General features: G+C 59.0%; 13 protein-coding genes and 3 pseudogenes. 8 read left to right on the top strand and 8 right to left on the bottom strand.

The features are described from left to right. Nucleotides 1-224 precede the first annotated feature (224 nt). From CP49_RS49520 to CP49_RS33845, 3 genes are all read left to right on the top strand, one after another. Nucleotides 225-422 (top strand): DUF6925 family protein, encoded by a 198-nt coding sequence (locus tag CP49_RS49520; RefSeq protein ID WP_420807671.1) that lies wholly within the window; start codon nucleotides 225-227, stop codon nucleotides 420-422. Further along, nucleotides 419-682 (top strand): hypothetical protein, encoded by a 264-nt coding sequence (locus tag CP49_RS33850; RefSeq protein WP_057854462.1) that lies wholly within the window; start codon nucleotides 419-421, stop codon nucleotides 680-682. The genes CP49_RS49520 and CP49_RS33850 overlap by 4 nt, the downstream gene beginning before the upstream one ends. Nucleotides 683-905: 223 nt before the next feature. Then, nucleotides 906-2,003 (top strand): ISAs1 family transposase, encoded by a 1,098-nt coding sequence (locus CP49_RS33845; protein ID WP_057854476.1) that lies wholly within the window; start codon nucleotides 906-908, stop codon nucleotides 2,001-2,003. A gap of 921 nt (nucleotides 2,004-2,924) precedes the next feature. Here the strand turns inward: CP49_RS33845 and CP49_RS45470 are convergent. The 7 genes and pseudogenes from CP49_RS45470 to bioB all read right to left on the bottom strand — a co-directional run. After that, a pseudogene (locus tag CP49_RS45470) lies at nucleotides 2,925-3,354 on the bottom strand (3-methyl-2-oxobutanoate hydroxymethyltransferase); the annotation flags it as partial. A 185-nt stretch (nucleotides 3,355-3,539) separates the two neighbouring features. Next, entirely contained in the window at nucleotides 3,540-3,740 is a 201-nt protein-coding gene (locus CP49_RS45465; RefSeq protein ID WP_145963732.1) for a hypothetical protein, read from the bottom strand. A gap of 823 nt (nucleotides 3,741-4,563) precedes the next feature. Then, nucleotides 4,564-5,829 (bottom strand): adenosylmethionine--8-amino-7-oxononanoate transaminase, encoded by a 1,266-nt coding sequence (locus CP49_RS33840; protein ID WP_057846716.1) that lies wholly within the window; start codon nucleotides 5,827-5,829, stop codon nucleotides 4,564-4,566. Beyond that, nucleotides 5,826-6,458, bottom strand: coding sequence for a dethiobiotin synthase (gene bioD, locus CP49_RS33835; RefSeq protein WP_057854461.1), 633 nt, complete (start codon nucleotides 6,456-6,458; stop codon nucleotides 5,826-5,828). The genes CP49_RS33840 and bioD overlap by 4 nt, the downstream gene beginning before the upstream one ends. Continuing rightward, a complete protein-coding gene (locus tag CP49_RS33830; RefSeq protein ID WP_057854460.1) occupies nucleotides 6,455-7,609 on the bottom strand; it encodes an 8-amino-7-oxononanoate synthase in 1,155 nt (384 codons plus the stop codon). The genes bioD and CP49_RS33830 overlap by 4 nt, the downstream gene beginning before the upstream one ends. Before the next feature lie 81 nt (nucleotides 7,610-7,690). Beyond that, nucleotides 7,691-8,043 (bottom strand): annotated as a pseudogene (gene panD, locus CP49_RS33825) (aspartate 1-decarboxylase). Nucleotides 8,044-8,093: 50 nt separating this feature from the next. Then, nucleotides 8,094-9,089: a biotin synthase BioB gene (gene bioB, locus CP49_RS33820; protein ID WP_057854458.1), complete on the bottom strand. Its 996-nt coding sequence runs from the start codon at nucleotides 9,087-9,089 to the stop codon at nucleotides 8,094-8,096. Nucleotides 9,090-9,316: 227 nt separating this feature from the next. Between bioB and CP49_RS33815 the strand changes: the two genes are divergently transcribed. From CP49_RS33815 to CP49_RS33800, 4 genes are all read left to right on the top strand, one after another. After that, complete coding sequence (locus CP49_RS33815) at nucleotides 9,317-9,952, top strand: GntR family transcriptional regulator (protein ID WP_057854457.1); 636 nt, start codon at nucleotides 9,317-9,319, stop codon at nucleotides 9,950-9,952. 171 nt (nucleotides 9,953-10,123) lie between these two features. Continuing rightward, complete coding sequence (locus CP49_RS33810) at nucleotides 10,124-10,483, top strand: Dabb family protein (protein ID WP_057854456.1); 360 nt, start codon at nucleotides 10,124-10,126, stop codon at nucleotides 10,481-10,483. Nucleotides 10,484-10,600: 117 nt separating this feature from the next. Then, nucleotides 10,601-11,992 (top strand): aminodeoxychorismate synthase component I, encoded by a 1,392-nt coding sequence (gene pabB, locus CP49_RS33805; RefSeq protein ID WP_057854455.1) that lies wholly within the window; start codon nucleotides 10,601-10,603, stop codon nucleotides 11,990-11,992. Beyond that, entirely contained in the window at nucleotides 11,989-12,573 is a 585-nt protein-coding gene (locus CP49_RS33800) for an anthranilate synthase component II (protein WP_057846708.1), read from the top strand. The genes pabB and CP49_RS33800 overlap by 4 nt, the downstream gene beginning before the upstream one ends. A gap of 105 nt (nucleotides 12,574-12,678) precedes the next feature. Here CP49_RS33800 and CP49_RS43760 read toward each other — a convergent pair. Further along, nucleotides 12,679-13,429, bottom strand: a pseudogene (locus tag CP49_RS43760) (IS5 family transposase). 968 nt (nucleotides 13,430-14,397) lie between these two features. On the opposite strand from CP49_RS43760, the gene CP49_RS33790 reads away from it, so the two are divergent. Beyond that, complete coding sequence (locus CP49_RS33790) at nucleotides 14,398-14,658, top strand: hypothetical protein (protein WP_057854454.1); 261 nt, start codon at nucleotides 14,398-14,400, stop codon at nucleotides 14,656-14,658. Nucleotides 14,659-14,787: the final 129 nt, after the last annotated feature.

The following is a 14,787-nucleotide window of genomic DNA, read 5'->3' as shown; positions in this document are numbered from 1 at the left end:
AGCCTGCGCCTTGTTAGCTACCCGCAGCGCAGACACCGGCCAGATCACCATTGAATAGTTACCTCGAATTCTGCCACCGCAAAGCAACGGCGTCTTTCCGAAGGCGGTCATGTTGGCGAGCAGCGGCATGCCCGGCATCCGCTCGGCAAAGGCAGGAACATTTCCGCGGTGTTGAGCGCGCCGGGAAAATCGGTAGGCGCCCGCCTCCAACTCTGCACGCGCTTATGTGCTGTATCGCGAGGCACACCCATATCTTTGCCGAAAGTACTGTCGCATCGCCGTACCCATGCAGTGACGTAGCCATTGCCCGAGGGTTGCCCACCTGCGCGCATCTCTATCCCCTGGATCCGCTCCGCGACCACCTTGGCCAAAAACGCCCGTTCAGGCATGACTGCCGCATCAGCTTTCAGGCCCTTGCTTGAAAGTTACGGGCAACCCCGATCTCGTGGCCTTCAAGCGGCATGTCATCCATTCCGCCGTCTGCGGACTTGAACCATCCACCGTCGCACTCCGAAACGACCATTTTGCCTGCGCCATATTCCGCGTGACGCTTCGCCAGGTGCAAGCCTTGGAGCAGACATCGGCAGTGCTTGCGGCTTGGCTGTCGGCCTGGGACGAGCTCGGTCCGGTGGACGCCGACGACCCATCGATGCGCTACATTGACATTCCTATCGGCCCGTAGCTGCTCAAGATTCTGAATTCGCAGTGTACGTTACATACAGACTATAATAGATCACCGAAACCCGTGACGAGTGTCGCCGAGATGACCATCCCGCCTGAACAACGAAGGGAAACGGTGACCTCCCTAGGCATCCCAGGGGAATCGCATGTGAGATTCCGTAAGTTATTGCGAAGCGGCGATAAATTGATTCTGAAGGTAGCTCCTGATTCGGATGGAGCGGCCGATGAATCAATTTGCGGAGTGCTTCGAGGAGCTGCCGGACCCGCGCGCGGACAATGCGCTGCACGATTTGACGGAAATTTTGCTCATCGCTTTGATGGCGACGCTGTGTGGGGCAACGAGTTGCACCGACATGGCGCTGTTTGCGCGGATGAAAGCCTATCTTTGGGAGGGGGTGCTGGTGCTCGAGCATGGTCTGCCGAGCCACGACACGTTCAGCCGCGTGTTCCGCATGCTCGATCCGGCAGCGTTCGAGAAAGCCTTCCAGCGCTTCATGAAGGCCTTTGCGGAAGGCGCGAAGATCAAACGGCCAAAAGGAGTGATCGCGCTCGACGGCAAAGCGCTGCGGCGCGGCTACGAGCGCGGCAAGAGCCACATGCCGCCGGTCATGGTGACCGCTTGGGCGGCGCAGACCCGCATGGCGCTGGCCAACGTGCAGGCGCCGAACAACAACGAAGCTGCCGGCGCGTTGCAGTTGATCGAACTTCTGCAGCTCAAAGGCTGCGTGGTGACGGCCGATGCGCTGCATTGCCATCGCGGCATGGCCAAAGCGATTGTGGCGCGGCGCGGCGATTACGTGCTGGCGGTAAAGGAGAACCAGCCGGCGTTGTTGGCTGACGCCAAGGCCGCGATCGGTGCAGCAACGCGCAAGGGAACGCGAGCGACCACCACCACCGATGCCGATCATGGGTGCAAGGAGAGGCGCACTGCCCTTGTCGCACCGGTCAAGGACATGGCGCAAAAGCACGACTTCCCCGGCATCAAGGCCGTTGCCAGGATCACCAGCAAGCGCGGCAAAGACAAGACCATCGAGCGCTTCTTCCTGATGAGCCAAGCCTACAGTTCCAACGATGTTCTGCGTATCGTCCGTACACATTGGACCATCGAAAACAGCTTGCATTGGCCGCTCGACGTCGTCCTCGACGAGGATCTGGCCCGCAACCGCAAGGACAACGCCCCGGCCAACCTTGCCGTACTCCGGCGTCTTGCCCTCAATGTCGCCAGAGCCCATCCCGATACAACCACCTCCTTGCGCCTCAAGCTCAAGCGCGCCGGATGGAACGATGCCTTCCTCTTCGAACTCCTTGGCCACATGCGATAGCCCTGCTAGGCATCCGGGCTTATCGCGGTAGACCGACCGATGCGTTGAGCTGCACGCTGCGTCCAGTTGATCATCTTTGCACAAAAGATGCGACACATGCGCAAAAATCACCGCCAAACGGCGCAAGAACTCGAGTATTCGATCATTTGTTCGCGCGACTAGAGACGACTAAAAGGGCATCTCGTAACACTGATGTTTTCACAAGCTTGGAGTTCTCGGTGAGTGATCGATCTACTCATCTCGATGCTCCTTCAGCGGCCCCTTGGGGCGTTTCCTCCCTGACTTGGCCGCGCGTAACATTCGCGCGGCCTTTTTTCTGCCCCCAGCAAGAGATTGACTTGCAGGATTCAATGGGCTTTGAACGCAAAAACGCATGGTGCGAGTAGGTTCTCGCGCAGATACAGGGGCATTAGCCCCTTGGCGAAGAGTTGTTCGTAAATGCCGGCGTACGGTCACCCATCCAATTTTCGATTTGATTCGCGAATAGGACGCCTCCGCAAGGCCGGCGATTGACGTCTTCGTAATTGTAATAAGCAGCCTTCGCGTCTTCGGGCGAGCGGCTCTGCAAGAAAGGTTGCGGTCGGGTATCTTCAAGCGGACTCCAGAGCGTCGCTCATGTATATCGAGTTCACGAAATCGGCCACATCGAATCAAACCGTGAGCCGCCAGATCCGTCGGAATACTTCCAGACGACCAATTAGTTGCGCCGTGCTTTGTCATCTGAGACCGTCGGTCTCATCCGTCTGTCATACCGTTCCGCTAGGTCCAGCAGCCTTTTTCTGGTGAAAGGGTCTGCCTTGTCCGCTAGATCGCGAATGATCTGGGCCCGGTCCTTTAAAAACTGCTCATCCACGAAAACACCTATCCAGTGCAAGTTTCCGTTTTTTCTTAGCACTCAGTCGTTTGGTTCTCATCGGCTTTCCTTCCCTGCACCTTGGATCCACCCATGACATTAACGCTCGAGGGGTGAGGCCGAGACGGTTCGTCATAGGAATTTCGGAATCGACCAAGGCACGCGCCATTTCGACACGCTTGGCACCACCCTTGAGCTTCACGGCGTCGCTGCCACGCTGAAGGAAGCCTCCGGCGTTCCGCCAGAAGCAAGGCATGGGTCTGGCCTGTGTGCGCGCAACCGCATCTAAGTAATATTTCCCATGGCCACTGACCGGCACTGTGTTTGCCGAATCCGAGGCAGACGTTGCCAACGCTATCTCCGGCCAGGATGACGTCGACGATGCGTGTCGTAATAGCCTCGTACGCTGTGCCCCGGCGACACGACGTCCCTCCACTGTCCACCGCTGCAGCATTGGATGGCGACACGTTCAAGAGGCTGCTCCGAACTGTGGCTCATTTTAGATCCCGGTCGATCGCTCGCCCCGTATCCCTGCAGCCAATGATTCCTAGGGAAGTCGAGAGAAAACCGTCAATGGTAGAGGGAAGGAAGGATCTTGCCTAAAATTGGAGAACTACGCACAAACGTTAGTCGTCGCGCAACCATCTCTGTCGCTAATTCCCATCGCAGCGTCCGGGGATTGCTCACGAAGGCTCCTGGTCCGACGCGGGCAGATCCAGCAAACCAAACGGGATCCAGGCCAGAAAAGGCCAGAAGAAATAGAAGGATGCGACCGCTCGATAGGGCGCGGTCGAGTAAACTTCGTCGCGCGACAGCTCAGCCGCAGCACGCTTGTTCATCCTGTAAGCAGTGAAGTCGATGATTGTTGCCGACGTATCTGTCACTTGATGCTTCCATGCTACTCTAGCGTCACAACGAATTCTAATGAGAAGTTTGTCAACTCCGCTAATGCGCTTCTGCCGCGCGCCTGTCTCCCGCGACTCGGTGCCACATTTAAGCCGCTCGCAACCAGCGAAGCCATTTGTGGTCGGCCTCCCGCCGCGCCTTGAAGTGGTCGACGCATTTGTTCGAACAAAGGGCCGTTCGCCAGCAGTAGTAGCGGATCAGCCCGAACTTTCCGCCGCAAATCGCACAGCACCTCACTGGACCGTAGTAGGGAATATGGGAGCAGTTGCGCATTTTCGCCTCCTATCGGCGTTAGGTGGATAGCCCCTGCACTTTCTTCGCCTCAGCACCACGCCCGCACGTGAAAAGCCGCGTCGGCGATGCCAAGTCTCGCGGTAGGTACGGGCGCTGGGGGCAAGAGTTTGACCCTGATGTGCGCCTCCCTGGTGAAGCGACGGCTCAATCGGAGTCCTTCGCTGGGATTTCCAATCTGTAACGAATATTTTCGTCTTGATTGATGCAATGAGCGGCGCGTTGACGGTTAAATCCTGCGCTCGCACGCGTTTCTTCGACCGATTTCAACAGGCCTTGCTGATGGGGTGCGTGTGCTAGCACTCGCCCCGATCTCGTCGCTGCCACCTCGTGCTTTGCGGTGTCAAAGGGCGGCAATCCGATTTTTATCTCCAGCTGCTCGAAATGCATGGTCACTGTGGGCTGGGTGAGATGTAGATTTTGCGGCTGCCTAGGCGAATCCGAGGTGTTCGCGTTCCTTAGAGAACGTGCGGAGACGTTTAATGGTGGCTACACGCACCAAGCGCGTCCTCAAGCCTGCGCATCGGCAGAATCCCTGATGGCGGCATAGATTTGGTCAAGATCTATCGCCGTGACGCAATAAGGCGGCATCACATAGATCGTGTTGCCGAGCGGCCGCAGCAGCAGATTACGGGCTTTAAAGAAAGCCTGAAGCTTCGGACCGATGCCCGCGAGATAGCCAGCATCATTCGTTTTCAGATCGAGTGCTGTAATGGTACCAGTTTGACGGATGTTTGCAAAGCGAGGGTCGGCGCGGAATGGCTCAATTGCCTGCTCTTGCATCGTGGCGACCGATGCAACACGTTGGCGAGTTTCCTGATCTTGCCAGAGATCCAGGTTGGCCTTTGCGGCGGCGCAGGCTACAGGATTCGCGGTATATGAACTCGAATGAAAGAACGTACGCGTACGATCTTTCGAATAGTGTGCGTCGAAAATATCTGCGCGGCAGAGTGTCACGGCGAGCGGAAGCGCCCCTCCCGTAAGTCCCTTCGAATAGCAGGCAATATCGGGCGTGACATTGGCCTGCTCACAGGCAAATAACGTTCCGGTGCGGCCCCAGCCCGTCATGACCTCGTCGGCAATGAACAGGACATCCGAGGCCTCGCAGATCCGCTTCATCTCTCTTAGCACCCAGGCTGGGTACATCAGCATCCCGCCTGCCCCCAATATCAGAGGCTCCACAATAAAGGCGGCCGGCATTTCGTTTCGACATGCGGACTCGAGCGCGTCGAGCGTCGCCTGCTCACGACCTCCCGCGGGGAATGGGATTGAGGTGACGTCGAACAGCAGCGGCCCATACGCAGCGTTGAACACGCCTCGGGCACCGACCGACATCGCCCCAACCGTATCGCCGTGGTAGGAATCTTGCATCACGATGATGCGTATTCGCTGTTTGCCGATATTATGCCAGTAGCCGAGTGCCATTTTTAAGGCCACTTCCACACTGGCTGAGCCACTGTCGGAGAAGAAGACATGGTCGAGGCCGCGGGGTGCCAGTTTCAAGAGTAGCGCCGCAACCTCCTCGGCCGGATCGTGGGTATAGCCGGCGAAGATGATCTGGTTGAGCTTGCCTGCCTGTTCCCGGATGGCGCTCACGATATGTGGATGGCAATGACCATGCGTCACGACCCACCAGGATGAGATTGCATCGATGATGCGGCGACCATCGGCGGTGTGGAGATAGGCCCCTTCACCACGCACAACCTTTGTCATCTCGTTTTGAAGCGCGTGTTGCGTGAACGGATGCCAGATCGGCGACTTCGTCTTTGGCATCATGGCTTGAAATCATCACCGCGGAATGAGGCTTTGAACGCGGCCTGCAGCGTGTCTGCCGTGAGAGGAGAAAGCCAGGGCAATCGCCCTAACCAACGCACCCGCCCGATCTCGCAAATTGCGCTCTCAGTCTCAGAATTTCTCTCGCCAATGAACGCAATCCCAAGAAGCTCGATCTGGCGCTTTCGCAGAGCCTCTATCGACAGCAGCGAGTGATTAATGGTGCCCAGCGCTGTTCTTGCGCAAAGCACGACTGGAAGCCGCCATCGCTCAAAGACGTCAGCATAAACTGCGCCGAGACTCAGCGGCACCATCAGCCCGCCGGCACCCTCGATCACTAGCGGTCGTTCCCCGGTATCCGGCACATCCAGCGAATCCGCGTCAATGCGAACTCCATCAATTTCGGCGGAATGATAGGGCGAAGCGGGCGTTCGAAGGCGGTAAAGCTCCGGCACGATGCGATCGGCTGAGAGGCTGCCCAGCCGTGCGACGAGCTCCGTATCGGTCTCCCCTTCGAGGCCGGCCTGAATCGGTTTCCAATAGTTCGCGCCGAGGAGATCGGCGAGTCCCGCAGAAAAAACCGTTTTTCCGATCCCGGTATCTGTGCCTGTTACCACGATCCGCTGACTCATCGAGATTCACCTCTCGTCTCCTCTATGAGAGCATCGAGCATCGCGCGCACGTCGTCCTCCACAACGTTGAGTGTCAGTGAAATTCGCAAACGGGCTGTGCCCGCCGGCACAGTTGGCGGCCGGATTCCGCGGATATCGAAGCCGCGAGCCTGCAGCCTCGATGCAAGCCGCATCGCACGCGAGTTGTCGCCAACAATATAGGGCACGATCTGCGAGTCCGAAGTATTTCGCAAACCGCGCACGCCGATCTCCCGATGCGTGAATGCGACCAGGTTGGCCAAACGTTGCTGACGCTCGGGTTCCTGCTGCAGGATCAAGATTGCCTCGCGTACGGCGACAGCCGTCAAGGGTGATGGCGCCGTAGCGTAGATAAACGGACGGCAGCGATTGATCATAAAGTCGCGCAGCACGCCGGAGGCAGTGACAAGCGCGCCGGCCGTACCCAGCGCCTTGCCGCAGGTATGAACGACCAAGAGATTTTCGCGCCTTTCATGGGGCGCGGTGAGTCCTCGTCCCTGCTCGCCGTAAACGCCTGTGGCATGAGCCTCATCCACCATCAGGAATGCATCGTGCCGGTCCGCAATCGCGACCAGCTCTTCGAGCGGCGCGAAATCGCCATCCATGCTGTAGAGACTTTCGACCACGATCCAGACGCGGCCCACTCCGCCTTTGGCCCGCCAGTCAAGAATTGTGTTTTCGATCGACTGGAGGTCATTATGGGCGCTTATCCGAAAGTCGGCCCGGCCAGCTCGCGCTCCTTCATGAATACTCGCGTGCACGAGCGAATCGAGGACAAGCAAATCGCCCCGCTGCGGCAGCGTTGTTAGGATAGCAAAGTTTGCGACATAACCGCCGCTAAAGAAAAGCGCCGTCTCTGCCCCAAAGAACCTGGCAGCGGCTGCTTCGAGAACTTCGTGCTCCTCGCAATTGCCGCGGAGAAGCCGCGACCCGCCAGCGCCGATTGGTGTGCCGGCCTGGAGAGCGGCTATGAGAGCCTTTTTCATACGCGGCGCGCTCGCGAGCGCCAGATAATCGTTCGATGCGAAATCAATTCCCGCGCGCGGCCTGAGACTCCGCAGGCGATTGTCGTGTTTCAGGGCATGCAAGGCCGCGACATAATCGGCAACTTTGGCCGCGTGGTTTGCGTTCATTCTTCACTCCAGGATCACGATCCATCGCGCAAGAATTCCATTGGCCGCTAAGAACAACTGCTTCAGCAGCGACCTTAGCTTTCAACGTGACAAGATGCGATTTTCTCCGTCGACCAGCACACACGCGGCCTGAAGATTTTTGCTTCCGCCTCATCAAAGGAGGCATATGCAACGATAATAATTTTGTCTCCGGGCATCGCGAGCCGCGCAGCCGCACCGTTCAAATCTATGGCGCCAGACCCGCGGGGCGCTTCCATCACCTCGGTGGCGAAACTCGCTCCGGTTTCGATGTTGTAGATTTCGACGCGCTCGTTGATCAGGAATCCCGCCGCGTCCAGCAGCGCCCGATCAATCGAAATCGAACCTTCAAGGTACAGATCGGCTTCGGTTACCGAGGCGCGATGGATTTTGCCTTTCATCAACGTAATCTGCATTTCTCACCTAAGCCGGAGTTTGCGCACAGCGCCCGTTTAGCTGTTTTCAATCAGGCAAGCCCGGACGTGATGCCGAGCCGGTGCAACAAACTCGCGTCGCGGTCGCGCTGCGGGTTCTTGGTGGTCAACAGTACATCGCCGATAAAGATCGAATTTGCGCCGGCCAAAAAGCACAGCGCCTGCAATTCGTCGGTCATGTACTGCCGTCCGGCGGATAACCGCACCGCGCTCTTCGGCATCATGATTCGGGCCGTCGCTATCAGGCGCACCAGCGCGATCGGATTGGGGCGCTCCGCGGTGTCATAGACCGGTACGCCCGTGACCTCGTTCCATAGATTGATTGGCACGCTTTGCGGATGGCTCGGCAGATTGGCGAGCAGGACGAGCATGCCGAGCCGGTCCTCGAGGCGCTCGCCCATGCCGATAATGCCGCCACTGCACACCTTGATGCCGGCATCGCGGACGTGCGCAAGTGTGTCGACGCGGTCCTGCAGGGTGCGGGTGGTGATGATTTTGTCGTAGAACTCCGGCGAGGTGTCAACGTTGTGATTGTAGAAGTCGAGACCGGCCTCAGAGAGCCGTGCGGCCTGCTTAGGCGTCAGCATGCCGAGCGTGACGCAGGTTTCCATGCCAAGCCCTTTAACCGCGGTGACCATGTCGCAGATCTGATCGAGATCGCGATCTTTTGGACCGCGCCAGGCGGCGGCCATGCAGAAGCGAGTCGCGCCGGCATCCTTGGCGCGCTGCGCAGTGGCGACCACATCGGCGCGATCCATCAGGCGGGTGGCTTTCAGGCTGGTGTCGTAGTGCGCGCTCTGCGCGCAGTAGCCGCAGTCTTCCGGACAACCGCCGGTCTTGATGCTGAGCAGGCTTGCTGTTTCGACGCGGTTTGGATCGAAGTTATCGCGATGAATGCTCTGCGCCTGAAACATCAGGTCGGCAAACGGCAGGCCATAAAGCGCGCCGGCCTCGGCTCGCTCCCAGTCACTTCGGACCGGCACGCCGTTGCCCCTGTCATTCCCTTCTACTCCCACGACAGCAACCATATAACTTGCCTTCCCAAGTTTTAATAGATAAGGACGTCGATTATTTATTATGTGTGCCCGTCCGTTGGACCCTTCTATGCGTTCTCCAAGACGAACATAAAGATGTGTCAACGCTCAAAGGCCCCGGAAATCTGCCCGGATTGCAGAAAATCTGCAAAAAGAGGCCATTCTCGATTGGTACGGCCGAGTCGTCGCGCACGGCCGGCGCATAATTTGATAGATAATCTATGACGGACGACGAGAACACGACGATGGCGGGTCGCATTGCAGCGGCAATCGCTGCGCGCATTGTCAGCGGCGCGCTGCAACCAGACGCCCCACTCCGGCAGGATCATGTCGCGCGAGAATTCAACTCCAGCCACGTCCCGGTGCGCGAGGCGTTTCGGCAACTTCAGGCCCAACAGCTTGTCGTCGGCGTGCCCCGTCGCGGTATGCGGGTTGCTCCGCTCGATACCAATTCGGTGAAGGAGATCGCCGAGATGCGTGCCGCGCTCGAAGTGGTCGCGTTGCGCAATGCGGCGCCAAAGCTCACCTCTAGACATTTGGCACGGATCGAGCTTGCCCTGATTGAAGGAGACAATGCCCAAACGATTCAGGACTTTGAAATGGCCAACCGCGCCTTTCACCACGCGCTGGTGGCGCCCTGCGCGATGCCGCGCCTGCTCGCGAGCCTCGACGGACTACAGCTTGCAAATTCACGAGTCGTGTTCGCGGTGGCGCGCAGTAGCGGCTGGCGACCGCGGTCCAATCAGGATCACCGCCTGATTCTGCAAGCCCTGCGAGCGCGCAACACCGACCAGGCCTGTAGTCTGCTCGCGCGCCACATTCAAACGATTGAGCGCCTCGCCCTTCCTGCGTCCTGACCAGGAATGAGATCTGGCGAGTTGCGTTGCCGACCGCGGGCGAAGCGCTAGAGGGTCAAACCTTCGACCGTCTTGCCGCGCGAGGCGGCTTGCGGCCGCCCGCCGTTGCAGCGGGCTCGTTCCTAAGCTAGTTATGCGACCTCCTTGCGACATCACTCCTTAAGGCCATCCATGATTCGTCACATCGTCTTGTTCAGCGCCAAAGATCAGGCCCATATCGACCAAATCATCGAAGGCCTTTCGCTTCTCACCACAATCCCGCATGCACGCCGGCTCGAGGTTGCGCGCAACCGCAAGACTGACCAGCTTGGCAACGAGATCGACGTGGTGGTTTATGGTGAGTTCGACAACGAGACGGAGCTCGCAGCATACAAAGCGCACGATCTCTACCAGGAATCGATCAGGCGGGTACGATCCCTCCGGGAGCTGCGGTTCGCGGCCGACTATAATGTAGCCACAGATGCGCGGTTCGCCTCGACGGCAGCGGTAAGCCAAGGTAGTGGGCGCTTCGGGTCCACCGGCGGGGGTTAACCTGGCAATCGATCTCAAGACCTTGCGGGGCCAGACGAGCGTCGCTCTCGTCGGGGTGGGGATTCGTAATCGGAGCGCGTCTCACCAGCACGCCAATCGTCGGTGAGTGACAAGGCGATGCACGTCCGCGAACTGCAGTGGATTGAGCCTGTCACCGCGATGCGCTGTCTCGCGCATCGACCGCACCTGACGTTCCTCGATAGCGCTGCACCGCAGCTGCTCGGGCGCTACTCCTATATGGCCTGCGACCCCTTCAGCACCTATATGGTCGCGGACGGACAGGCGAGTTGCAACGGAGAGACTCTTGCGGGCAATCCGTGGCGAGCTCTTCGCACCCTGCTCGCCAGGTACCGCGAAGAGCATCGTCCCGATCTGCCGCCGTTCCAGGGTGGTGCGGCCGGCTTCTTTGCTTATGATCTGAACAGGACACTGGAGCGACTGCCCGCGCCGGCAATTTCCGGTCAGAGGTTGCCGCAATCCATCCTGCATTTCTATGATGTGGTCATCAGCTTCGACCACCGTGACGAAAAATGCTGGCTCGTCTCGACCGGATGGCCGGAGCAGGATCTCGCACGACGGCGCGAGCGTGCGCGCCGTCGGGCCGATGAGTTTGCAGCGCGGCTCGCCGGCCCAAGGGCGCCGCGGAATGACCTCCCCGCCACAGCGGGCGCATGGCATTCGAACTTCAGCCGTGAGGGCTACATTGCGGCGGTGCAGCGCGTCATCGACTTGATTCTGGCTGGCGACATCTTCCAAGCGAACATTGCGCAGCGCTTCAGCGCCCGCCTGTCGAGCTCATTTGATCCGCTGGCTTTCTATTGTCGGCTGCGGTCGTTGAACCCGGCCCCCTTTGCGGCCCTCCTGCGCTATGGCAGGCTGACCATTGCCTCGAGCTCGCCAGAACGATTCCTCAAACTTAATGGACGGCAGGTCGAAACGCGCCCGATCAAGGGCACGATCGCGCGCTCCGCTGATTCCAAGGACGACCGGCGCCGCGCTGAACTCCTCCTCGCGTCCGAAAAGGACCGTGCCGAGAACACGATGATCGTCGACCTCCTGCGCAACGATCTGTCACGCGTTTGCACGCCGCAGTCGGTCGAGGTTCCAGCGCTGTGTGCCCTGGAATCCTATGCCTCAGTGCACCACCTCGTGTCGACCGTGACGGGTGAACTTGCCGGAGATGAAGACGCCGTCACCTTACTGCGAGCGTGCTTTCCCGGCGGCTCCATCACCGGGGCGCCCAAGGTGCGATCGATGGAAATTATTGCGGAGATCGAGCGGGTGGCGCGAGAGGTCTATTGCGGGGCGATCGGCTTTATCGGCTTCAACGGGCACATGGATACGAACATTGCGATCCGCACGGTCACATTCGACGATGACTTGGCTGTGTTTTATGCAGGGAGCGGGATCACGGCGATGTCGGATCCAGAGGCCGAATACGAGGAGACGCTCGCCAAGGCGCAGCGAATCTTTGACGCATTTCGTGCTGGGAGCTGTGGTGCATTTTGATTGTCATCATCGACAACTACGACTCCTTTGTCTTCAACATTGCCCGCTATTTCCGCAAGCTAGGTGCAGCAACGGCAGTGATACGGAACGACGCCGTCAGCGTCAGCGACCTTGCCGGCCTCAAGCCGCGCGCCGTGGTCCTCTCCCCTGGTCCCTGCACACCACTTCAGGCCGGAATCTCGACCGCCGTCATCCGCGAACTGTCAGGTCGCGTCCCAATTCTGGGCATCTGCCTCGGACACCAGTGCATTGGGAGCGCGTTCGGCGGACGCGTGGCGCGTGCACGTCGTCCCATGCACGGCCGGTCCTCATACGTAGCCCATGACGGCCGCGGACTGTTCAAGGACCTTTCGTCCCCACTTTGCGTTGGACGCTACCATTCGCTTGTTGTTGAGCTCGACGGGTCATGCGCACCGCAACTCGCAGTGACAGCGCGTTCGGACGAAGGCGAGATCATGGCCCTCGCACATCGCTCTCACCCGACCTATGGCGTGCAGTTCCACCCGGAATCGATACTCACTCAACAAGGGCAGCTGCTACTGATGAACTTCTTGCGACTCGCAGAGACTCGTAGATCGTGAGGATATCGGAGAGCGTGTCGCACAATTGCCAGCTGGACGCACGGAAGCGAATTCGTCAGCTTCTGCGGGTCTGATAGGTACTAAGCAGATGGGTCGTGTGGACACTTATATCACATCCACAGCATGATGGCTGGAGAGTGACGACGGCGCAATCGCTTCGGGCGGTTTTTCGAGGCGGGTTGCTACGCGTCGGAACTGCTTGAGCTTGCTGAAGCCGCATTCCACACGATGTTTCTGGGCGTAGAGATGCTTGTCGAGCGGATATTTGAGCCCCCGTGACCGGTTGTTGGGAATGACAGTCCGCTCTTGGCGGGCGTTGGCTAGGCGTAAGTGGTCCGCGTCATAGGCCGTGTCAGCCATGACGACTTCGGCGGATAATCCCTCTATCAAGGCTGCGGCTTGCGGTGTATCACCGTTCTGACCCGCAGTTAGTGTGAACCGCACGGGCATCCCAAGCCTCGAACGACCATGTGGATCTTGGTGCTCAGGCCATCGCGAGAACGGCCGATGGCTCGATCTTCAGACCCTTTTTTTAGCCCCGGCAGCGTGCTGATGGGCTCGGACGATGGTGGAATCAACGATCAGGTATTCGAAGTCCGGATTAGCGGACATCGCCTCGAAGATTCGCCACCAAACAACCTGGGTGTTCAGCGACTGAAGGGCCGGAAAACGCTGTTCCAATCGCCAAACAGCTCTGGAAGATCACGCCAGGGAGCACCCGTGCGCACAATCCAAAGGACGCCCTCCACGACATCCGGTGGTCGCGTCCCGTCGATCCCCTTTGATCGGGCCGGCCGATGATCAGTGGCCCTATCCGATCCCACGCCGCGTCGCTCAAGACCAAGCCGTCCATCATACTCAAGACTGTCCCCCAAAAGCAGCCTTGAATCTGATTGCCGCCTCAAGGGAATCCCCAAAAGTCCACAGCACCTAATCCTAGAGAGCCCCTCGCCGCGTCCGATTAGCGGCCGAGCTAAAGGCATCATCCCGTGCGCTCCCCCGGAATCAACAAATGAGACCGCAAGGCCATCGATCGGGCGAGCCGTTTTGTGACGCTCCTCGCGAGAAAGTTGCATCATGATCCTTTAAGGTGTTTTGCGGACTTACAACTGCGCGCTCGGTTGTAGTCAATGCGGCACGCTAAGGTCTCCGCTTGATCGTAGGCGCGCGCATGATGCTGCCCTGACGCCGGACGGCTGAAGAGCGCTGGGTCGTCAGGTTCTCGACAGCTCCACATAGCAAAGTGTGGTCTCCGGACGCCCGAAAGACGGCTGATGACACCGGAAGAACATTGGAGTGCCCGATGCTCAGCTGCTTGGAAGCGGCCCCTTGGGAACGTACGGTGGTTTGTTGTTGAGGTCCGACGTCCAGAAGCAGATTCGCAGTTGAAGCCTTGATCGTTCTCGGTCTGCCGTCTGAAATTCCACATCAGATCCGAGCCTGGCTTCGGATCGGCCTAAATTTTCGAAAGTGAGAACGGATGGATCTCCCTTTAACTAACCGACTACATCAACAATCGGGCAACGCGGACCCGCAGGAGAGGACACCGGAGTTCTCGTCCGCAGATGTGGCGGCCTTTAGGCGCCAGCTGGGCGAATTTGCCAATTCAGACCCTCGCAGGCAGCCCCCACTGATCCAGTCGGCGCGCCACCACCGGAACCTATGTCCATGACGCAACCGCGCTGGGAGGACTACTCCCGAGTAGTCGCAAGGTAGCGGCGGTAAGGCGATGCCGGGCATTTCGGTGCCGCAGCCGCTCCAATCAAGTGGGGTTTTCGTCCGTCGCAGAAGGCAGCCTCTTTATGCCGAGGATGCGTCCCTCATTTGGGGCTTGAGAACGCACTCAAGAAGACGGCCACTGAGCGCACCGCCAAGGGCCATGTAGATTATCTTCTCGGCTTGGGCCGCCGGCTCTTTGATAACAACAAGCAGGCCATCGCCGGTCGACTCAATGACGCTTCGCTCAACGATGATGTCCGGCAGTTCATAGGCGACAGCGACGACAGGAGGAGAGTCCTTACCGCGCTAAATTATCTCCGGGCGTCCCAATCCTCGAGCGGTGTGCCGCCGATCGCCGGCATTTGACGGTTCAGCTGCCAAGCGGAAGGAAGTCGGGGTCACGACGCTCCCGATCGAATTTCAGTCGGACCCCGTTGTCGATCTGTTCGAGGGAGCCCGCGCCGGCTTCGAGCTCATCGAGGATTCCTCTCGGTG

The organism is Bradyrhizobium valentinum, assembly GCF_001440405.1.
Taxonomy (GTDB): domain Bacteria; phylum Pseudomonadota; class Alphaproteobacteria; order Rhizobiales; family Xanthobacteraceae; genus Bradyrhizobium; species Bradyrhizobium valentinum.
Note: the sequence above shows the minus strand (reverse complement) of the source record. Positions and strands in the feature narration are given on the sequence as shown.